At 67.6% G+C, this 20119-nt stretch carries 19 protein-coding genes; 8 read left to right on the top strand and 11 right to left on the bottom strand.

Translation table 11 applies throughout. The features are described from left to right. Nucleotides 1–59: 59 nt before the first annotated feature. The 6 genes from HPY32_RS27465 to HPY32_RS27440 all read right to left on the bottom strand — a co-directional run bounded on the left by HPY32_RS27465 (nt 60) and on the right by HPY32_RS27440 (nt 6411). Complete coding sequence (locus tag HPY32_RS27465) at nt 60–644, bottom strand: RDD family protein (RefSeq protein WP_082870439.1); 585 nt, start codon at nt 642–644, stop codon at nt 60–62. After that, nucleotides 641–1282, bottom strand: coding sequence for a hypothetical protein (locus HPY32_RS27460; protein ID WP_156673765.1), 642 nt, complete (start codon nt 1280–1282; stop codon nt 641–643). Before HPY32_RS27460 ends, HPY32_RS27465 begins: the two co-directional genes overlap by 4 nt. Next, nucleotides 1279–2568 (bottom strand): hypothetical protein, encoded by a 1290-nt coding sequence (locus HPY32_RS27455; RefSeq protein ID WP_156673764.1) that lies wholly within the window; start codon nt 2566–2568, stop codon nt 1279–1281. Before HPY32_RS27455 ends, HPY32_RS27460 begins: the two co-directional genes overlap by 4 nt. After that, complete coding sequence (locus HPY32_RS27450; protein WP_156673763.1) at nt 2565–2879, bottom strand: hypothetical protein; 315 nt, start codon at nt 2877–2879, stop codon at nt 2565–2567. The genes HPY32_RS27455 and HPY32_RS27450 overlap by 4 nt, the downstream gene beginning before the upstream one ends. A 200-nt stretch (nt 2880–3079) precedes the next feature. Next, nucleotides 3080–5629, bottom strand: coding sequence for an ABC transporter permease (locus HPY32_RS27445; protein WP_067584079.1), 2550 nt, complete (start codon nt 5627–5629; stop codon nt 3080–3082). A gap of 14 nt (nt 5630–5643) precedes the next feature. Next, nucleotides 5644–6411 (bottom strand): ABC transporter ATP-binding protein, encoded by a 768-nt coding sequence (locus HPY32_RS27440; protein ID WP_067577075.1) that lies wholly within the window; start codon nt 6409–6411, stop codon nt 5644–5646. An 86-nt stretch (nt 6412–6497) separates the two neighbouring features. Between HPY32_RS27440 and HPY32_RS27435 the strand changes: the two genes are divergently transcribed. Next, a complete protein-coding gene (locus HPY32_RS27435) occupies nt 6498–7241 on the top strand; it encodes a phosphatase PAP2 family protein (RefSeq protein WP_067577073.1) in 744 nt (247 codons plus the stop codon). A 49-nt stretch (nt 7242–7290) separates the two neighbouring features. Here the strand turns inward: HPY32_RS27435 and HPY32_RS27430 are convergent, their stop codons facing one another. Both HPY32_RS27430 and HPY32_RS27425 read right to left on the bottom strand, forming a co-directional pair. Then, nucleotides 7291–7671 carry a hypothetical protein gene (locus HPY32_RS27430; protein WP_067577071.1) on the bottom strand — a complete coding sequence of 127 codons (381 nt, stop codon included), beginning with the start codon at nt 7669–7671 and terminating at the stop codon, nt 7291–7293. Nucleotides 7672–7732: 61 nt separating this feature from the next. Beyond that, nucleotides 7733–7993 carry a hypothetical protein gene (locus HPY32_RS27425; RefSeq protein WP_067577070.1) on the bottom strand — a complete coding sequence of 87 codons (261 nt, stop codon included), beginning with the start codon at nt 7991–7993 and terminating at the stop codon, nt 7733–7735. Between the two features lie 438 nt (nt 7994–8431). Between HPY32_RS27425 and HPY32_RS27420 the strand changes: the two genes are divergently transcribed. Then, the gene (locus HPY32_RS27420; protein ID WP_067577068.1) at nt 8432–9592 is read left to right on the top strand and encodes a helix-turn-helix domain-containing protein; all 1161 of its coding nucleotides are present in this window, start codon (nt 8432–8434) and stop codon (nt 9590–9592) included. 418 nt (nt 9593–10010) lie between these two features. Here the strand turns inward: HPY32_RS27420 and HPY32_RS27415 are convergent, their stop codons facing one another. Continuing rightward, nucleotides 10011–11258 carry a serine/threonine-protein kinase gene (locus HPY32_RS27415; protein WP_171983074.1) on the bottom strand — a complete coding sequence of 416 codons (1248 nt, stop codon included), beginning with the start codon at nt 11256–11258 and terminating at the stop codon, nt 10011–10013. Nucleotides 11259–11415: 157 nt separating this feature from the next. On the opposite strand from HPY32_RS27415, the gene HPY32_RS27410 reads away from it, so the two are divergent. The 4 genes from HPY32_RS27410 (at nt 11416) to HPY32_RS27395 (ending at nt 15671) form a co-directional block, all read left to right on the top strand. Beyond that, on the top strand, nt 11416–12186 hold the full coding sequence (locus HPY32_RS27410; RefSeq protein ID WP_067577064.1) for a deoxyribonuclease IV: 771 nt from the start codon (nt 11416–11418) through the stop codon (nt 12184–12186). A 185-nt stretch (nt 12187–12371) separates the two neighbouring features. Further along, nucleotides 12372–13310: a TauD/TfdA dioxygenase family protein gene (locus tag HPY32_RS27405; RefSeq protein ID WP_067577062.1), complete on the top strand. Its 939-nt coding sequence runs from the start codon at nt 12372–12374 to the stop codon at nt 13308–13310. A 229-nt stretch (nt 13311–13539) separates the two neighbouring features. After that, nucleotides 13540–14751, top strand: a complete 1212-nt coding sequence (locus HPY32_RS27400) for a CaiB/BaiF CoA transferase family protein (protein WP_067577061.1) — start codon at nt 13540–13542, stop codon at nt 14749–14751. Continuing rightward, complete coding sequence (locus HPY32_RS27395) at nt 14751–15671, top strand: hydroxymethylglutaryl-CoA lyase-like TIM-barrel protein (RefSeq protein ID WP_171983073.1); 921 nt, start codon at nt 14751–14753, stop codon at nt 15669–15671. Before HPY32_RS27400 ends, HPY32_RS27395 begins: the two co-directional genes overlap by 1 nt. A gap of 379 nt (nt 15672–16050) precedes the next feature. On the opposite strand, the gene HPY32_RS27390 is transcribed toward HPY32_RS27395, so the two are convergent. Beyond that, the gene (locus HPY32_RS27390) at nt 16051–16497 is read right to left on the bottom strand and encodes a pyridoxamine 5'-phosphate oxidase family protein (protein WP_067577059.1); all 447 of its coding nucleotides are present in this window, start codon (nt 16495–16497) and stop codon (nt 16051–16053) included. 398 nt (nt 16498–16895) lie between these two features. Between HPY32_RS27390 and HPY32_RS27385 the strand changes: the two genes are divergently transcribed. Then, nucleotides 16896–17549 carry a phosphoribosyltransferase family protein gene (locus HPY32_RS27385; protein WP_067577057.1) on the top strand — a complete coding sequence of 218 codons (654 nt, stop codon included), beginning with the start codon at nt 16896–16898 and terminating at the stop codon, nt 17547–17549. 33 nt (nt 17550–17582) lie between these two features. Here HPY32_RS27385 and HPY32_RS27380 read toward each other — a convergent pair whose 3' ends face one another. Beyond that, nucleotides 17583–18308: a TetR/AcrR family transcriptional regulator gene (locus HPY32_RS27380; RefSeq protein WP_067577054.1), complete on the bottom strand. Its 726-nt coding sequence runs from the start codon at nt 18306–18308 to the stop codon at nt 17583–17585. A 45-nt stretch (nt 18309–18353) separates the two neighbouring features. On the opposite strand from HPY32_RS27380, the gene HPY32_RS27375 reads away from it, so the two are divergent. Further along, nucleotides 18354–19895 carry an FAD-dependent monooxygenase gene (locus tag HPY32_RS27375; protein ID WP_231951258.1) on the top strand — a complete coding sequence of 514 codons (1542 nt, stop codon included), beginning with the start codon at nt 18354–18356 and terminating at the stop codon, nt 19893–19895. Nucleotides 19896–20119: the final 224 nt, after the last annotated feature.

The following is a 20119-nucleotide window of genomic DNA, read 5'->3' as shown; positions in this document are numbered from 1 at the left end:
GCACCGTGGGCCACGGACTCGTACTGGTACGCGGCGCTTTGGTGTCCTCGTCCGCGGCTTCAGGTACTGGCGGGGTGATCGGTTCCAATGTCCTTGCGGCGGACTGCCGGTAGTGCGAAGTCCAAGCCGCCTCCACCGTTACCGCCGCCGATATAGTTTCCGAAGATGCTGATGATAAGGACGAGCCAGAAGAACAAGCCGAGTAGCCAAACCTTCACCAGTCTGACGAAAGTGGGCCAGCCACCGTCCTCGGGACGAATGACGACAAGTCCGAACAGCAATTTCCCGACGGTCGCATGAAATAGGCTTTGCACGACGGTGCGGTTGACGAACGACAGTATCGGCCAGGAGAGGAGTGCCCACAATCGTGCCTGAGGCAGTTTTTCGGCCAGTGTCGGATCGTGTGCTAATACCACGAACACGGCGATCATCGGTCCGGCATGCAGCAGCCAGTCGACCGCGAAAGCCGAAGTCCATCGCAGCCGCCGCGGTGACGGGTATCTGGGGTCGGCTCCTTCGCCGTGTTCTGTCGGCTTCTTCGATGAAGCATCGTCGAGTCGACCGAAGGTTTCAATTCCCCGGATTTCCCGTGGTGGCGATGGCATCGAGTCGCGCCGATTTTTGCTGTGTCTACCGTCGTTCATAGCCCTCGCAACCCTCCGTAGGTTATCTGAGCTTGCAGATCTACCGAGCGAGCCATGTCGATGATCATGGGACGGAACTGCGGGCCGTGTGCAATGAATATCGTAGACAGTTCGATCGACACGACTGTCGAGCCGTCGCCGGAGGGCACGACAGCCTCCAATCGATATACTGGCGCGGTTGTACCATCGATCGGATTTCCGGGGAAATCTGGCACGGGCAAACTTCGGACCTGCTCGAAAAACATCATAGGCCGATTGTCGAGCTCAATCACCTGGAGGTCTCCCTGCTCGCGGGCCTCCATCTTCGCTTCGGCGAGATTCTTCACCACCAGTCGAGGGTTTTCCGTGTCGCCGCCGGTGTCATAGACGAGCACCGTGAGTACTGATGTCACAAGTGCGTCATCGAATGAGTGTCTGCCCAGACCGCAGTAACGGACGCCATCCCTGGTGAGCTCATCGAGAAATGCCCCCAACGCCGGAAGAATCTGACCGGCGGCCTGTGCAACATCGGAGGGGCCGACTTCCTCCAGGACTGCTGCGGCTACCGCGATGCTGCTGTCGATGCCGCTCAACGGTAGCGATATGTAGCCGACCGGAATATTAATTCTCAGTTCGACATTGTGGACAGTATCCGTCACGACGTCAGCCAATCTTTGATGTCATGGTAGCCAGCCATTGCGGCGCTCTTTCCCCTCCATGCCATCTCGATTGTATCGAGACGATTCATCAGAGCCATATCAGGCTTTGCGTGCGCACCGACACCGAGTACCGAGTCCGGGACGTCATATCTCGTCAATACCTTGTTGATCCCTTTCGTGGCAAGACCGGGCGAGTGGGCTGCATCGGATAATGCGTCGGTTAAAGTAGGCGCCACCTTTTCCGCCGCAGCGGCTTCCTCGGCCAGTTTCCCCATCGAGGCAACACCTTTGATCGCACTGTACCCTGGTGCGAGGCCGAGGCTGTCGGATCCGACCGTCATGAGCGATTTGAAGTCTTTTGTGTGGAAGTCGCCATGCAGGAAGTCGCCGTGACCGATCCCCTTCGCGAAGTCACCGATGTCATTGCGGACCTTCGGGTCGTTCAGGTCGAGTCCCACATTGCCAGCGCTCGCAGCTATGCCTACAACCATCCCGATCACGTCGAACGGTGGCGGCGTGAACAACGCGACAAGTCCTCCGATGGCCGCCACGGTGCTCAAAATATTATGTAAGAGCTTCTTATGCTTCGAAATCCAGTCTCCGACCGCCTTTACCGCATCGGAGATTTTGTCCCACCAATGCTTACTCGGCGGGCTGGGTGCAAAGTCTTTTGCCGCCGAATCGAGTTCGGCGGCAACTTTCTTCGCCGCAGTATCATGCTCCCGTTCGAGATCATGTGCGCGTCTGATGATCGAATCGATTTTGTTCTGTGCACCCGTGACGGCCGCGGAAGCGGTGTTCACCTGCGTAACCGCGGTGTCGAGGCGCGATTGCGCCGCTTGCAATTGCGCTGCGTCCGAAAAGGTCTGGTGTGCGAGATTCAGATCGGGGTTCGACTGAGCCTGCTGAAGAGCTGTCTGCGCCTGCGCATGCTCCTGCCTGGCAGCGGCGGCTTCCAATTCCAGACCCTGGGCGGCGTCCCGGTTGCCGACCAGGTCGGTGTGCCACTCGTCGAGCACAACCACCGCCCGTTCGAGAGAACTCTGCGCATAGCCGAGATCCTGAGCGAGAGTGGCATCGAAGTGATTCCGGAAAGCATCGCCCCCTTCGCCCTTCCAGACACCGTCGCTGCTGTTTCGGAGGCGGTTCAGCACATCGTTGGTCTCTTTGACGGCCTCACCGGCGGAATTGATCTTCCCGCGCAAGCCCTCGACATCTTCCGGAACCCCGGGGACGGGGTTGAAGCCCAGATTGGGATAAGGATTGTCGCCCAAAGCTTCACTCACTTGCTCTCGAACCGGACGATTGCCTGGTCTACGGCGGACTGGGCCTTGCTCAATGCATCCGCAAAAGCCCTATCCGTCTCCTGGTAAGCGTCATGGCACTGGGAAACGCCGTCGGCGACATTTTTCGCTTGCTCACCGATCTGCTGCACACCGTAGTGCCAACGACGCTGAAAACTGTCGGCCGCATCGTTCAAGACCTTCGGTCCGACATCACCGTGGCCGTCCTGCTTCATAGCATTCAGAGCATCATTGAGCACCTGCTCCGAGCCACGCAACAACTGCACCATTCTGCCCAGAACCTCGATATCCACCCGGAGAAGGCCAGCCAAGTCCGTATCCTCTCGTTCTGCGTGTGCTCGGATGATCCGACGTCCCGGAGGAAGGAACCCCGATCCAACTAAAAGTTCAGACGCACATCGGCTCCCTCCGGTTCCAGATAAATCGGACAACCTCAGGACACGCAGGATGGCCCCGCGCCGCCACGTGGGCCGCTACCCCCCACGCCGTTCGGTCAAACCTCCGCGATGGCGGCCAACGGTGGGGTGCGGGCGGCGCGGATGCCGGGCCAGACGGCGGCGAGTACGCCGACTACGCCGGAGGCTACGAGCATCAGCACGATCTGGGTCCAGGGCACCGCGATCGTGCTCAGGCCCAGGTCTCGTAGGGTGCGGAGGAAGCCGACGCCCAGGCCGAGGCCGAGGAGGACGCCTACTACGGCGCCGAAGATGGCGATCAGCATGGACTCCAGGTAGATCGTGCGGCGGACCTGGGGGCGCTGCATGCCGACCGCGCGGAGCATGCCGATCTCGCGGCGGCGCTCCACCACCGACAGCGCGAGGGTGTTGACGATGCCGAGGATGGCGATCACCACCGCCAGGGCCAGCAGGCCGTAGAGGATCGCGAGCAGGGTGTTGATCTGCTTGCCCTGGGTGCCCTTGAACTCCTCGTGGTTCTGCACCTGCACCACCGGATACGCCTTGACCGCCTGCTCCAGATGGGTGCGCAGCGCCGAAAGATCGGTTCCGGGTGCGGCTTTCAGCAGCACCAGCGCATCGGCCCGCAGATACACCGGCATCACCTTGGCGTACAGCGCGGGGGAGATCACCATCGAGCCGAGCAGCTGGGTGTCCTTGTAGATGCCCGACACCGTGACCGGATAGGTCTTCTCGGCGGGCTGTAGCTGCCCGCCCATCCGCGCGGCGGCCAGATCCAGGCCACCCAGCTGGACGGTCTGCCCGGCATGCCAATTGTGTTTGCCCGCTTCGGTTTCCGATACCAGCACGTCGTTGTCGCCGAGAGTGTCACTGCCGTGGCGGATGTCGTAGCTCAGCACCTGATTCAGCGGGCCGAACGGCGCGACGCCGCTCACCCGATCCGTACCGGCCTGCAGCTCGGCGAACCGGAATCCCACCGTATTCTGCACTCCCGGAACGGATTTCACCGCCTCCTCGGCGCCGAGCGGCACCGCGGTGAACTGCGGCCCCACCAGCACGTAGTCGGCCTTGACGCCGTGGTCGACCAGATCGCTCACGCTGGCCTTGGCCGACGCGCCCAGCATGCCGATCGCGGAGACCAGCATCAGGCCCAGGGTGAGCGCGAACGCGGTGGCGGCGGTGCGGCGCGGATTGCGAATGGCGTTGTTGCGCGCCATCGTTCCGACCGCGCCGAACGGCCGCACCAGCACGCCGAGCGCCCGCAGCACCGGCCGCGACAGCGACGGCGAGGCGAACAGCACCGCGAAAATCAGTGCGGCCGCGCCGATTCCGACGATCATCGCCGCATTGCCACCGGTGCCGCGCGCGCCCAGCACCACCAGCGCCACACCGGCCACCGCCAGCACCGCGCCGATGGCGGTCCGCAGCCGCAGCGATTCGCCCACCGAGGCGTACTCCTCGCGCATCGCCTCCACCGGGGGAATCCGGGCGGCCCGGCGCGCGGGGGCGTAGGCGCTGCCCACCGTCACCACCAGTCCGATGCCCAGCGCGACCAGGACGGTCCGCGGCAGCACCTGCATGGTTCCGGTCGGCAGGCCGAGGTCGAACGCATTGAGCAGGCCCGACAACCCGAACGACAGCCCGACGCCCGCGACCAAACCGACAGCGCTGCCGAGCAATCCGATGACGACCGCCTCCGCGACCACCGAATTACCCACCTGGCCGCGGCTGGCGCCGACCGCGCGCAGCAGCGCCAGCTCCCGCAGCCGCTGCGCCACGATCATGGAGAAGGTGTTGTAGATGATGAACGTACCTACCAGCAGCGCGATCGCGCCGAAGGCGAGCAGGAAGTAGTTCACGAACTTCAGCGCGTTACCGACCTGCGCCTTCAGATCCGCGCGGACCTGGGTCCCGTCCTCCACCTTGTAGCCCGGCAGCTCGTGCGCGATGCGGTCGCGCAGCGTGGTCTGCGAAACCCCCGCCGCCGCAGCGACATCCACGTAGGCCACGGACTTGCCGTCGGTGAACAGCTGGCGCGCCTGCGCCTCCGGATACAGGATGCCGACGATACCGCCGGTGTCGGTGGGAGTGTCGTAGATACCGCTGACGGTGACGTCGAAATTGCCGCTGCTCGACGACGGCACCAGGATCTGCGCATGGTCGCCGACGCGCAGTCCCGCCCGCCGCGCGCCGCCGGAGTTGATGGCGACCTGCCCCGCCTCGGTCGGCGGTCCGCCCGCCACGAACGTCTCCGGCTTCGCCACCGCACGATCCGGCGGCAGGTACGCCCTGCCGAAGGTGGGTGCGCCGCCGGTCTGCACCGCCTTACCGTCCTTCAGCAACACGACCGCACCCTGCTCGTTCGGCGCGACCGCGCGCACGCCCTCGGTCTTGGCGATCGCGTCGACCACGTCCAGCGGAACCCCCAGCGCCTGCGCGCCTTTCGGTCCCACCCGCACGTCGACGCCCTGCGCCTGCCCGGCGAAGATGCCGTCGAAGGTGCGCTGCAGGGTGTCGGTGAACACGAACGAGCCCGCCACGAAGGCGGTCCCGAGGATCACCGACAGCAGCGTCAGCGCCAGCCGCACCTTGTGCGCGGCGAGATTGCGCAAGACCACCTTGCGCATCGGATTTCCGGCCATTACCGCGTCTCCAGCGATTTCATCCGGTCGAGCACGGAATCCGCGGTGGGGTCGCGTAATTCGTCGACGATGCGGCCGTCGGCGAGGAAGATCACCCGGTCGGCGTAGGAGGCGGCATGCGGTTCGTGGGTCACGATCACCACGGTCTGGCCGAATTCGTCGACGGCGGCACGCAGGATCGACAGCACCTCGCCGGAGGATCGCGAGTCCAGATTGCCGGTGGGCTCGTCGCCGAAGATGATGTCCGGCTTGCCCGACAGCGCCCGCGCGCACGCCACCCGCTGCTGCTGGCCGCCGGACAGCTCGCTGGGCCGGTGGCCGAGCCGATCGCCGAGGCCGAGCCGCTTGATGACCGTCTCCAGCCAGTCCTGATCCGGCTTGCGCCCCGCGATGTCCAGCGGCAGCGTGATGTTCTCCAGCGCGGTGAGCGTCGGCACCAGGTTGAACGCCTGGAATACGAAGCCGATCCGGTCGCGGCGCAACGCCGTCATCTGCCGGTCGGACAGGCCGGTCAGATCGGTGTCGCCGATGCGTACCGTGCCCGAGGTGACGCTGTCGAGCCCGGCCAGGCAGTGCATGAGCGTGGACTTCCCGGAGCCGGACGGGCCCATGATGGCGGTGAATTCGCGCTGGGCGAAGTCGGCGCTGACGCCGTCCAGGGCCCGGACCTGGGTGTCACCCGATCCGTACAGCTTGGTCAGATCGGTGGCGCGGGCCGCGAGCGTGGTCGCTGCGGCGGGTTCGGTGCCCAGGGCATCGGCAGTCATGCACACCAGTTTTCCGGGATATCCGCACTTCCGCCATGAGGGATGTCCCCCAATACCGGGGTAGGAGTCCGAATATCCTCGTAGCCATGGTGTTGCTCATCCTGGCCCTGCTGACCGCTGTCGTCACCGCCGTGCTCGTCCGGCGCGGCATCCTGCGCTGGGCCAAGGCGTGCGCGCTCACCGCGGTGGCCGGGCTGACCGGGGGCATCGTCGAGCTGACCGGTGACGTGGTGGACGACGACGGCGTCACCCGCATCGACCCGGCCACGATGAATTGGGTGATCCCGCATCGCACGGGCTGGCTGACGCCGATCGCGAAGGCGGTGAGCGACCTGGGCGCCATCTCGACCATGGGCGCCGTGGCGCTGGCGGCCTGCGCCTGGTTCGCCTGGCGCCGCCGCTGGCCCCAGCTGGTCCTGATCGCGGCGGCCGCGGGCGGCGCGGGCGCGATCGGCGCATTCCTCAAGGTGGTGGTCGGCCGCCAGCGCCCCCCGGTCGCCGACCACCTGGTGGTCGAAACGAGCCAGTCCTTCCCCTCCGGCCACACCCTCGGCTCGACCGCCATCATCGGCGCACTCACCGCCCTCGTGGTCCTGTCCCTACACCGCCGCGCCCCCAAGATCGCCGTAGCCCTCGGCGCAGCAACATTCGTCCTGGCAGTCGGCGCCTCCCGCCTCTACCTCGGCGTCCACTGGCCCACCGACGTCCTAGCCGGAATGGCCATCGGCACCCTCTGGCTCACCCTCTGCATCTCCGCCTACACCCTCTACCTCCGCCTCCGCGAACCCTCCCCCACCACCCACACCCCGATAATCCACACCTCGACCTAGCCCTCGAACAAACCTCCGCCCGAGCACCCCAACCGGCCGTCCCGAGCATTCACCCGTGGTCATCCCGGCAGACGCCCTGGCCATCTCGACAGCCACCCCTCGTCACCCCGTGCAGCGGGTGATGCTCCACCGAGACAGGTGCGCCGGAGTCAGACCAGGTGATCAGCTGAAACAGGTCCTGGTCGTTGACCGCCGCCATCCGGGCCAAATAGGCGAGAACGATATCGCGGTGCCGATCGAAGATCGCCAGACTCGTCGCACTCACCCGGCGCTCCGCGACCCACGCCCCGAACGCGGTGGCGTCTCTGGGGAGTTCGAAGTCGCGCCGCTTGCCGCCGAATCGTGTACGGACGTAGGCGAACCGTGTCATCGGCGACGCCGCCGTCCGCGCTTGCGCCGGGATGCCGCGACGGGCCAGAAACACGCCCACAACGCCACCAGCGCCGGAAGCCCGGCCGCTACCACCATCCCGGCCCTATCCCACGCGGCCATCAGTTGACCTCGCGAATCAGCTTGTCGGCCAACGCCTTCGCGTCGTCCACGTCCCGCGCCGACATGCCCCGCACCATCCGGCCATCGGGCAGGCACAGCCCCACACCGCACGCGGACGCAGTCGCGAAGATCCTCACGACCCCGGTGCCGATCGGCTTGCACAAGAACCACTCGCCCTGGTCGTCGCCCTCGAGGAGCCAGCCGCTGCCGACATGCTCAGGACGAATCGGGCCGAGCCGGACGACCTCACCACCGTTCATTCCGCAAACCTCCGCTGCTTAGTTGCCCAAACGTGTTGTCCCCGAGCGGTTATCGACCACTTGGCCTGATACGGCGCGTGCATGATCAAGCCCCGGGCCGATAACTGGACCAGTGCACGCCGTACGCTCCAACTCGTAAGGTGCGCCCGCTGCATGATCTGGCTCGCAGTGAACAATCCACCGGGCGCGAGCACACCCAAGATCGCGACTTCCGTTATCGCTGTTCCCGATCCCATCCGGTACCCCTTGGTCCGTCGATTGGAACGGCACCCGACGCCGGGGACACTGAGGCGGGTCGCACCAGCGGGGCCACGATTCGATTCGGACTGGTGCGGGGTCACCCGGTGTCGGGGCCTGACTCGAGCATTGCCGCCGGGATGCCCGAACCGATAGACATTCCCGTCCGCAGTCGTCCGCAACTCCGCTTACGATGAGCGCATGGACGAGGACCAGCGTCCGGAATTCAGCGATACCGAGATCACAGGCGAACGACTCCGCGCGGCACGCGACGCTGTCGGTATCAGCCTGTCAGCGCTCGCTGCACGGACGAACTATTCGAAAACGTATCTAGGGCAACTGGAAACAGGTGATCGCCCTATCCGGCCGGAGCACGTACGGGCGTACTCGGCGGCATTGAACGTCTCCGTCTACACCCTCGCCACACCGCCTACCGATCCTGTACGCGTGGCACACGAGTGGCTGGTGTCCGACTCGCCAGCGTTCACGCACTCGGCCGCAGGCAGGAAGGTCGGGGCCAGTCTCGCCACGGAACTCGAGCAACGGGTTGTCGAGCTTCGGCATCTCGACGATTCAGTCGGGGGCCGCACGCTGTACCCCGTGATTCGCAAGGAGTTGGCCGACATTCGCGGCCTGGTCGACTGCGGCAGCTACACCGAGCAGATAGGGCAGCGGTTGCTGACCGTGGTCGGCGAACTCTCCCAGCTGGCGGGGTGGGTGGCATCTGACGCGGGCCGGTACGCCGATGCGGAGACCGATTATCTCGAGGGTGTGTCGGCGGCCAGCGAAGCGGGGGACAAAGTGCTTGCGGCGCAGCTGTTTTCGTCGCTGAGCTATCAGATGTCGAATGTCGGCAACCCTGCCGATGCCGCGCTACTGGCGCGAACAGCTGTGGTCGGCGCGCGCGATGCCACACCGGTTGTGCGGACGCTGCTGCTCGAGCGGGTGGCGTGGGCCAGTGCTCGTGCTCGGGATCGTGACGGGAGCCGTCGGGCATTGGACGCCGTCGACGACACTTACGATTCGCACTCGCCGGATATCGCCGAGCCTGAGTGGACGTACTGGCTGAACAGGGATGAGATCGACGTCATGGCCGGACGGTGCTTTGTGGAGCTCAGAGACCCGTCCAGCGCCGAGCCCCTGTTGTCGCGGGCGATCGACGGCTACCCGGCGGATCATGCCCGCGAGGTGGCTTTGTACCGCACGTGGTTGGCGGAAGCCTATGCGGGCAAGGGTGAACTCGATGCTGCTCGGGCCACGATCGCACGGGCCCGGCGGGCGGCAGACAAGGTGAAATCGTCACGGTTGGATCGACGGGTCAGCGAGATCGAGCGTGTTCTGGAAGGCGGCCCTATCCGCTAAGTAGGTGCATACTACTGCCGGGACGGGCTGCGACTGGTCCCGTGGCCTGTCCCTCACCGTGCTAGCAAGTCCTGAGCGCTCCCCACTATGTAGCGTGTAATGGACATCTCACTCCAGCGAGTAGGGGCCGTCCCCGCCTGACGACAGGCCACAGCCCGCGCTCCGGGGGCGAGCGCGGGCCGCTCTGTGTCACCTACGTGTCACAATCCGAGCCGTCCAGGGACATCCGTGAGTTATCGCCGATGTGCATAACATCAGATCAGCGGACGTTCACGGATGTCGACGCACCCCCCTGGACAGCACCCGTCATCCCGGCGCGCTTTTGGCAGGGACCCTCACGATTCCGGCCAAAAACACGCCGGAATGACGGGAGTCCACGCCGGAATGGCGAGAGTTGGTGCACCGCACGCTCGGTCGGCTATGCCGACAGTGCCGCGATGATCAGCAGGACGACCAAGAGGAGGACGACGGTGCCGATGATGATGGCGATGATCAGGCCGGAGTTGGATTTCGGTGGGGGCAGGGGCTGTGGGTAGCCGTACGGAGTGGGTTGGGGGCCTGGGTGGTAGAGCGGCTGGGGTGGTGGGGTGGTCGCGCGGATGCCGCCGGAGCCGACGGTGGGGACGGCGGGGCCGGTCGGCGGGCGGCCGACTACCGGGGTGCCCGGGCCGGTGGCGGGGTACGGGGCCATGGCGGGGCGCGGGGCCATAGGCATGCCGGGGCCGGTCGTGGGGCGCGGGGGCATGGACAGGCCGGGACCGGAGGTGGGGCGCGGGGCGATGGGCATGCCCGGGCCGGTGCCCTGGGGGGCCACCGGAATGGGCGGGGCGCTCGGTGGGGCGAAGGCGCGGCGGGCGGCGGCGGCGAAGTCCGCGCAGGATTCGAAGCGGTCGTCGGCGCGCTTGGACATCGCCTTGATCAGGATCGCGTCCAGGGAGCGGGGCAGGCCGGGGCGGACGCTGCTCAGCGCGGGCGGCGGGCCCTGCAGGTGGCCGCGGATGACCGCCGCCGGGCTCGGCGCGGGGAACGGCCCGCTGCCGGTGAACAGCCAGAACAGGCTGCACGCCAACGAATACTGATCGGCGCGGCCGTCCAGCGCCGCGCCGGTGAGCTGCTCGGGCGAGGCATAGGCCAGCGTCGCGGTGAACGTTCCCGTCTGGGTGAGATGGCCGCCGTCGTCACGTAATCGCGCAATGCCGAAGTCGGTGAGGTAGACCCGCTCGCCCTTGCCGCCGGTGGAGCGGGCCAGCAGCATATTGGCCGGTTTCACGTCGCGGTGCAGCACGCCGTTGCGGTGCGCGTAGTCCAGCGCCTCGGCGACCTCGCCGACGATCTGCACCGCCCGCTCCGGCGGCAGCTGCCGCGGGTCGACGCTCGCGGCATCGATGCCGTCGATGTACTGCATGGAAATCCACAGCAGACCGTCCTCGAGCCCGCGGTCGTACACGGTCACGATGTTGGGATGGTCCAGCTGGGCGACCAGATCGGCCTCGCGCTCGAAGCGGGCGCGGATCTCGGCGTCGGCGATCATCTCCCGATTGAGCACCTTCAACGCCGTCATTCGTGGCAGGCGCGGATGCATGGCCAGGTAGACCGAACCCATGCCACCGCGGCCCAACAGCCGTTCGATGGGATAGCCGGCGAAGATCTCACCGTTGGCAAGCATGCCCCGCTCCCACTTTCCGTGCCACGCACCGAAACCCGCCGGCACACGGCAGCACCGCACGAACCACCCGCCGCCACCCTGGGGCTAACCACGGGAAACATCGAAACCATAGCAGCCGCGGCAACCCTGTCGGTGGCTACCGATACGCTCTGTGCCCATGCGCATTGGAGCACACGTCCGGCAAGACAGTGATCCGATCGACTTCGGCGAACGGCTGGGCGCCGAGGTGATCCAGATGTTCGTCATCGACCCGCAGGGGTGGGAGAAACCGCAGCCGCACCCGCAGGCCGAGCAGATCAAGGCCAGCCCGATCGATGTGGTGGTGCACTCCTCGTACCAGATCAATGTGGCCAGCACCAACAACCGGCTGCGCATGCCCTCGCGCACCGCGGTCGCGCAGCAGGCGCAGGCCGCGGCCGATCTGGGCGCGTTCGGGCTGGTCGTGCACGGCGGCCACGTCCGCTCCGACGCGGAGATCGAGGCCGGAGTCGTCAACTGGCGCAAACTGTTCGAGCGCCAGCAGGACAAGGGCGGCTTCGCGGTCCCGATTCTCATCGAGAACACCGCGGGCGGAAACCACGCCATGGCACGGCATTTCGACTCGATCGCGCGGCTGTGGGACGCGGTCGGCGACTTCGGCGCCGGTTTCTGCCTGGACACCTGCCACGCCTGGGCGGGCGGCGAGGAACTGATCGGCGTGGTCGACCGCATCCGCGCCATCACCGGCCGCATCGACCTCGTCCACCTGAACTCCTCGCGCGACGAATTCAATTCCGGCGCCGACCGCCACGCCAACTTCGCCGACGGCACCATCGACCCCCAACTCCTCGCCGAGGTCTGCCGCACCGCCGACGCGCCGGTGGTTCTGGAGACGCCCGGGGATGGACTTGCCGAGGATTTGGCGTACTTGCGCGAGCACGTGGGCTGATCCCGGCGCGCCAGTCTTCATGATCCCAGCGTGCTTTTGGCCGGGATCTCACCGGATTCCGGCCAAAGCACGCCGGGACCACCAGGGACGTAGATGCTTTGCGATCCCGCTGACGCTAAACCTCGCCTCGTGAGGGTCGCGGTGATGTGCTCGTAGAAAAGCATCGTCACCGTGAAAGGTCCTGTATGTCTGCCGATTACGCACCAGGAAGCGCCGACATCGAGGTGGTCAGGCTCGGGACGCACATCGGGGCGCGGATCGACGGGGTGCGGCTGGGCGGGGATCTGGACGAGAAGGCCGTCGAGCGGATCAGGGCCGCGCTGAACGAGCACAAGGTGATCTTCTTCCGGGGCCAGCATCATCTGACCGAGGACGCGCAGTACGAATTCGCCCGGTTGCTCGGCACGCCGACCACGCCGCACCCGACGGTGACCTCGCACGGGGTGAAGAGCCTGGCCATCGACTCCCAGCACGGCCGGGCCAACAGCTGGCACACCGATGTCACCTTCGTGGACCGGATTCCCAAGGCGTCCATCCTGCGGGCGGTCGAGTTGCCGAGCTACGGCGGCTCCACCACCTGGGCCTCCACCGTCGCCGCCTACGACTCGCTGCCGGAGCCGCTCAAGCGGCTGGCCGAGGGGCTGCGCGCGCGGCACACCAACACCTACGACTACGCCGCCGCGCAGGACGACTCCCCCGACGAGAACTCCCGCGCCTACCGCACCGAATTCCAGTCCGTCTATTACGAAACCGAACACCCGGTGGTGCGCGTGCACCCGGAGACCGGCGAACGCGCCCTGCTGCTCGGGCATTTCGTGAAGAGCCTGGTCGGCCTGACCGGCCAGGAATCGCACGCGCTGTTTCGGCTGTTCCAGGATCGCGTGACCCGGCTCGAGCACACCACGCGCTGGAACTGGCGACTCGGCGACGTCGCCATCTGGGACAACCGCGCCACCCAGCACTACGCGATCGACGACTACGACGGCACGGAACACCGCAAACTCACCCGCATCACCCTGGCGGGCGACATCCCGGTCGGCGTCGACGGCCGCCCCAGCACGGTGATCGCGGGCAATGCGGAGCATTATTCGATCGTCGAGCCGGGGACCTCGAGAGCAGCCTGACGGCGGGCGGGTCCCGGCCAAAAGCATGCCGGGACCAGAGATTGTGGTCGCCGGGGCCAGAGATTGCGGACGCCGGAACCAGAGACCGCGGACGCCGGAACCAGAGACCGCGGACGCCGGAACCAGAGACCGCGGACGCCGGAACCAGAGACCGCGGACGCCGGAACCAGAGGTGGTCGACGCCGGGACCACAGCCACATGTCAGGCAGCCGGTGGTTCAATCGGGGCCATGGATATGAGGCCGCTGGATGGGGTTCGGGTACTGGAGCTGGGCAACTATATTGCGGCGCCGACCGCGGGGCGGATTCTCGGTGACTTCGGGGCCGAGGTGATCAAGGTGGAGCGCCCGAAAACCGGTGACGAACTGCGCAATTGGCGGCTCTACGGCGGCGACACCTCGATGCTGTATCGGACGGTGAACCGCAACAAGAAGTCGATCACCCTGGACCTGCGCACCGAGGCGGGCCGCGATATCGTCCTCGAGCTGGTCAGGCAATCCGATGTGCTGCTGGAGAACTTCCGTCCGGGCATGCTCGAGAAATGGGGCCTGGGCCCCGACGTCCTCGACGAGGCGAACCCGGATCTGGTGATCACCCGCATCTCCGCCTACGGGCAGACCGGCCCGCTCGCCCAGCGGCCCGGTTTCGCGGCCGTGGCCGAGGCGGTCGGCGGGCTGCGCGAGCTGGTGGGCGATCCGGACCGGCCGCCGGTGCGGGTCGGGGTGTCGATCGGCGATTCCATCGCGGGCATCTACGCGGCCTTCGGCACGGTGCTGGCGCTGTTCCAACGGTCGCAGGCGCAGCGGCGAATCCCGTTGCCGCAGCGGGTCGTCGACGTCGCCCTCAACGAATCGATCCTGTCGGTCATGGAATCGCTGGTGCCCGACTACCTGGCCTACGGCATCCGGCGCGAACGCGTGGGCGGCCGCATGGAGGGCATCGCCCCCAGCAACGCCTACCCGTGCGCCGACGGCACCAGCATCATCATCGGCGGCAATGCCGACGCCATCTTCCAGCGCTACATGCGGGTCATCGAGCGCCCCGACCTGGCCGCCGATCCGGCACTGGCCGACAACGCGGGCCGCTGGGAACACCGCGACCGGCTCGACGCCGCGATCGCCGACTGGACCCGCCGCCACACCCGCGACGAGGCGCTCGCGATCCTGGAGGCCGCGACCATCCCGTGCGGTCCGATCTACACCGCCGCCGATATCGTGGCCGACCCGCAGTACCGGGCCCGCAACATGATTCAGCAGTTCCGCGTGGACGTGGGCGAGGCGGAGCCGAAGAAGGTCGGATTCCCCGGCATCGTGCCGGTTTTCGGCGGGCGGTCGCTGCCCATCCGCTCCGTCGGCCCCGACCTCGGCGAGCACACCCGCGAGGTGCTGTCCGGCCTGCTCGGCATGTCCGACACCGATATCGAAGCGCTGGAGGGAAACTGATGCTCCGCGACGTGACACTGCGCGACGGCCTCCAGCTGACGGGCAAGATACTGCCCACCGAGCGCAAGGTGGAGATCGCGCGCACCCTGCTGGCGCTGGGCGTGCCCGAGCTGGAGATCGGCTCGATGGCGCGGCCGGATCTGGTGCCGCCGATGGCCAATACGCTCGACCTGGTCGCCGCGCTGGAACCGCAGGAGCTGCAACGCTGTTGGGTATGGGTCGCCACGCCCCGGCACGTGGAGCGGGCGGCCGCGGCGGGGGTCCGCAATTTCCAGTACTGCTTCTCGGTATCGGACGCGCACAACAAGGCCAATATCGGTCGCACCACCGAGGAGAGCGTGGCCGCCATGCCGGACGCGATCCGGCTCGCGCACGAGGCCGGCGGCCGCATCCAGCTGTGCCTGGCCACCGCCTTAACCTGTCCCTTCGACGGACCGGTCGATCCGGATCGGGTGCTGGCGATCGCGACCGACCCGCGCACCGCGGGCGCGGCCGACATCGTGCTGGCCGACACCCTCGGCCAGGCCCGCCCCGCCGAGGTGGGCGCGCTGGTGGCGGCGGCAGGGGCGCGCGGGTGGGGAAACGAGCACGGCCGCATCGTCTTCCACGGCCACGACACCTGGGGTATGGGGGTGGCGAACTCGCTCGCGGCGCTGGCCGCGGGCGCCACGGTGATCGACGGCTCCCTGGGCGGACTGGGTGGCTGCCCGTTCGCCCCGGGTGCGAGCGGCAATACCGCCACCGAGGATCTGCTGTTCGCCACCCGGCCGGACTGGTTCGCTCCACCGACGCTGGCACGGCTCGTCGAGCTGTCCGAGAGTCTGCTGGCCGAACTGGACGAACCCAACCGGTCGCGTACCGCCGAGGGCGCGCGGTCGCGGGCGGAGGCATTCGAATGGGTTGTGCAAGAATCGCATTGACCCGCCGTCGAGCGGTATCACGGTTTAAACTACTTGTGATTCTTCTTTCACAGTAGCTTCACAGTTGCCGCTCGAGAAATCCGCGCCCCGCCCCCGCGAACAGCGCGGACATCGCCGAGAGCGACACAAGGTGTCACCGCTGACACCCATGCGAAGAACCTCGCCGACGCGATCTCATGCAGCGATCCCCGGGTTACCCACGGATCGAACGGTTGCCCGACATGTGCTGCGCGTCTGCGAAATTCCGTGATACCCAGGGCGCGTCGCCCTGCACCGCGGGTGACTCCGGAACCGGAGGCCGCCATCGGCGCGCCGATGAGTCCGCCCCGCCCGCCCCGGGCGGCCAGCCCTCCGGCTCCGCGACTCGGCCGCAGACCGGCTAGGGTCGCGCCGCCGATCCCAACGGTCCCGACAGCTCCGCCCGCTCGATCACCTCGATGCCGGTGACGATGTCGGGACGAATCCGGACGATGCGCCGCCGCGGCCCCGGCAGCCACGGATCCAGCAGCCGCTCGTAGCGCGCGATATCGTCCGGATCGGTCACCGCCTCCGCGGGACCGGTGAGAACCACGCTCCACCCCAGCTGGGTTCGGTGATCGATGGTGTCGGCCTCGTAGGCCACCACCTGCCGATCCGCGTGCATCGGCACCAGTCCGAGATTGGCGTAGATGACCACCTCGTCGCCGTCGACGATGTGATTGACCGGCCGGATCGTGGGCAGCGCGTACCGGGTGAACACGACGCGGCCGAACCGGACCGAGGCGAGTAGCCGCAACGAGTCCGCGTCGGTCAACTCGCGCAGTTCCCGCTCACCCTCACCCGCCATACCCCGATTATCCGACTCCGACCCCGATCCGGGCGAGTTGCAGAGCATTCCGATCTGTTCCGATATCGTCTCGCGACCCCGCCGGAACGAAACGATCGCCGGGCCGGGCAATCCCGCCGCATCGCCGCCCGCGCCTTGCAAACGATCACCACCGCCTCGCACGCACCGCTTCGCCTCGTCCGTCAGCTAGCGGAAATCTGCCGCAGCGCAACAGATTTCATCGGTGTGAACAATTGTCGGCCCAAGTTGATCATGATCGTTTCACAACGAGCGGCGCCGGTAGAGACGTAGAATTGGTCCGACTTCCAGAGTCCCGAAGCGCGGCCGGAGGGCAGCACCTACCGTTCGCGAGCCCCGGCACAGGTGAGTTTCGTTCCTACGATCCTTCGGGAGGCTTGATGCTATTCCTCGATCGTCGCGACGCCGGCCGACGACTGGCCGGACATCTCATGGTCTTTCGAGGCCCTGACATTGTCGTCGCGGGCCTGGCCGGAGGCGGAGTGGCCGTCGCGGCCGAGGTCGCGGCCCGGCTACGCGTGCTGCTCAACGTGCTCGTGGTGCACGAGCTGCGGCAGCCGGAGCGCCAGGACGCGGTCTTCGGCGCCATCTCCGAACGCGACGTCTGCGTGGTGAACGAGCCCCGGCCCGAACCGGCCAGTGGCGCAACCGAACTCACCGGCATCGAACGAACCGCCCGGGATATGCTGCGCCGCCGGGGCGAACAGTTCCGCACCGCGCGCTCGGCCACCGAACTGGCCGGGCGCACCGTGGTGCTCGTCGACGAGGGGCTGTCCTCCCCCGCCTCGGCCCGGGCCGCCTGCCGGGCGGCCTATGCCCACGGCGCGATCCGCGTGGTCTTCGCCGCGCCCGTCGGCGCCCGGTCCACCGTCGCCGCCCTGGCCGGCGACGCCGACAAGGTCGTCTGCCCGCACACCTACGACCACATCGACGACATCGACAGCTACTACGCGGATTTCGCCCCCGTCGGCGACGACGAGGCGTGCCGGATCCTGCGGGAGCCGGTGCTCAGCGCACCGCGGCGCGCGGGCTGAGCACCGGCTTCGCCTGCGCCGCGGCGACATTCGTCAGGACGGCAGCCCGAGCCGGTCGGTCAGTCCGTCCAGCAGGCAGGCCAGCGTCCAGGCCACCGGGTCGTCCGGACCGCTGCCGGTGCGGCCCCGGAACCAGCGCGCGAAGGCCGGATAGCGGCCGTCGGCGAGCATCGGCTCCACCACCGGCCGCGCGGCGGCGTGCAGCTCCTCGTCGGTGAGCAGGCCCACCCGGGTGCGCATGCGCTGCTCCTCGGCCAGCTGCAGGGCCGCGCCGAACAGGTGGCCGTCGACGGCGCCGGTGAGCAGGCTCAGCTCGTCCGCGGTGCGGCCCAGCGGCTCCAGCAGCGCGAAGCGGAAGTCGAAGTAGCGCAGCGCATTCGGCCCCACCGGCGGCCGGGTGTGCCAGAGCTGGCCGAACCACAGGTGGCGGCGGATCACCGCCCAGGTGTCCAGCGACAGCCGCTCCAGCCCGGCCCGCCAGTGCGCGGAGGGCGTTGCGGGCACCGGGATTTCGCCGTAGACGGCATCGATCAGCAGGTCGACCAGGCCGTCCTTGCTGCCCACGTAGCGGTACAGCGACATCGGGGTCGACGCGCCCACGGCCGTCGCCACCCGCCGCATGGTGAGCGCCTGCGCGCCCTCGGTGTCCGCGATCGCGAGCGCGGCGCGCACGATCCCGGCCCGGCTCAGGCTCGTCGTCGGCCGGCCGGGCGGTTCCGGCAGGGTCCAGACGAGCGGACCGGGCGCCTCCTCCGTCATCACACCTCCTTGCCAGGCATTCAACCATTGGTGTACAAAGTACACATGATGTACAACGTACACGCACCTCGGGTGCTGATCGTCGGCGGCGGCCTGGTCGGGCTGTCGGCGGCCCTGTTCCTGCAGCACTGCGGGGTGTCCTCGGTGCTGGTCGAGCGGCGGGTGACCACCTCGCCGCAGCCGAAGGCGCGGCGCATCAACATGCGAACCATGGAGCTGTATCGGCAGATCGGCATCGCCGACGCGGTCCTGGCCGCGGCCGAGGGACTGGCCGCGCATCAGGCCATGGCCGCCGGGCCGACCCTCGCCGAGGCCGAACACCTGCCGTTCACCCTGCCCGGCGGGCTGCCCGACTGGGACGCGATCACCCCGGAATCGGGCTGCCTGTGCTCGCAGGACCTGCTGGAACCCACCCTGCGCGGGCTCGGCGAACAGCGCGGATGCGATATCCGCTTCGGCGTCGAGTGCACCGAATTCACCGAGGACGCAACGGGTATCGTCGCCACGCTGCGCGCCGCGGACGGCACGTCCGAGCGGGTGCGGGTGGACTATCTGATCGCCGCCGACGGGGCGGCGAGCCCGATCCGGCGGCGGCTGGGCATCACCCGCGACGGACGCGGCACTCTCGGCCGCGCCGTCAACATCTACTTCCGGGCCGACCTGGCGGAACTGGTGCGGGGCCGGGAATTCAATCTCTGTCAGATCGAGAACGACAGTGTCCCGGGCGTATTCGCGTCGGTCGACGGCGCGCGGCGCTGGGTCTACTTCACCTCGCACGAGATCGACCGACCCGCGGATCAGTGGGCCGAGGTGATCCGCACCGCCATCGGCGTCCCGGATATCCCGGTCGAACTGCTCAGCGTCATGCAGTGGGAGCCGGGCATGTTCGTCGCCGATCGCTTTCGCGCGGGCCGGGTGTTCCTGGCCGGGGACGCGGCGCACGTCATGCCGCCGGTGGCCGCGGCGGGCGCGAACACCGGCATCCAGGACGCGCACAATCTGGCCTGGAAGCTGGCGCGGGTGCTGCGCGGCGAGGCCGATGCGGCGTTGCTGGACAGCTACGACGCCGAGCGCCGTCCCGCCGGCTGGTACACCGCCGACCAGTCGAGCATCCGAACCGTCAACCTGCGCACCATGAATCACGAATCCGTCGACGGCACACCGCTCGCCGATCCGTTCGCCCTCATGCTCGGCTACCGCTACCCCGCCGGGGCGTTCGTGCCCGACGGCTCCAGCCACACGATGGATCGTCTCGATCTGACCGGTCAACCCGGAACCCGCGTCCCGCACCGGTTCCTGTCCGACGGCCGCTCCACCCTGGACCTGGTCGGCCCCGGCATGACCCTGCTGGTCGGCTCCGAGGGCGGCAGCTGGGACGCGGCCGCGGCACGCGCCGACATCCGGGTAGTCGACGAAACCTACTGCGCCGCTGCGGGTCTCATGACCGCCGGTGCGCTGCTCGTCCGTCCCGATCAGATCGTCGCGCGGCGCTGGCCGCACGCGGTGGACGACCCGCTCGCCGCCGTCGACGCGGCACTGCGCACTATCCTCGGCGACGCCGCGGTATGCGCGACCGTCGTGCACTAGGACCGGAATCGATCCCCTCCGGCAACACCGCGCCGGGGCAAGGAACGATCCGATCACACCCGCGGTATAGGGAGGCGGCACTCCGGGCATCGGCCGCCTCCGCCCGCGGGGTTCCGCGAACCGACCGGTGCGCAAGCGAATTCCAGGCGTTTGCCGACCCTCGAGAAAAGTGGCGTCAAGCGCCATTGATCCAAAATTTCCGGTCGGTTACGGATCGCCACCGG

The organism is Nocardia terpenica (assembly GCF_013186535.1).
In the GTDB taxonomy this organism is placed as follows: domain Bacteria; phylum Actinomycetota; class Actinomycetes; order Mycobacteriales; family Mycobacteriaceae; genus Nocardia; species Nocardia terpenica.
The sequence above is the reverse complement of the archived record's forward strand: the minus strand, read 5'-3'. Positions and strand labels throughout refer to the sequence as shown.